The sequence below is a fragment of the Collinsella sp. genome (genome assembly GCF_052346665.1).
Lineage (GTDB): Bacteria > Actinomycetota > Coriobacteriia > Coriobacteriales > Coriobacteriaceae > Collinsella.
Genome location: NZ_DAWDUX010000036.1, coordinates 1 through 541, shown reverse-complemented (window position 1 = coordinate 541; position 541 = coordinate 1). Strand labels below are relative to the sequence as shown.

General features: G+C 60.6%; 1 pseudogene. It reads left to right on the top strand.

From position 1 onward, the window contains the following. Positions 1-333: pseudogene (locus ACT8II_RS07230) on the top strand (YfcC family protein); the annotation flags it as partial. Positions 334-541: the final 208 nt, after the last annotated feature.

Here is a 541-nt window from a genome sequence, read left to right as displayed (position 1 = left end):
GTTCCGAGCTTCATCTTCGCCCCTGTGGCGTTCCTGGTCTACTTTGGCCTTTCCTTCCTGATTCCGTCCACGTCCGGTATGGCAACCGTGTCCATGCCCATTATGGGTCCGCTGGCTGCCGGTCTGGGCTTCTCGCCCGAGGTCATGGTCATGATCTTCTCGTCCGCCATCGGTGTCGTGAATCTGTTTACTCCCACCTCCGGCGCGATCATGGGTGGCCTGTCACTCGCCAAGATCGAGTGGACCACGTGGCTCAAGTTCGCCATGCCGCTCATTGTGATCCTCACGCTTGTGAGCATGGTTATCACGACGGTGGCCTGCATGGTGATCTAGTACCCGATGGGTGCTTTGCGGCCGTGATCATAGCGTAAGCACCCCATGTGGGCTCCGCGGTCGCTCAATAGCCGTCCGACCGGTCACTTGAATCGTCTTGCGATCGGTTGCGACCTACCTTTCTGCCCCCTTCCGTTTCCGTGCGCGGGAGGGGGCGCTTGTGTTTCGCGGCGGTGGGGCCTGTGCGTGTCGGGGCGATTGCGTGAAG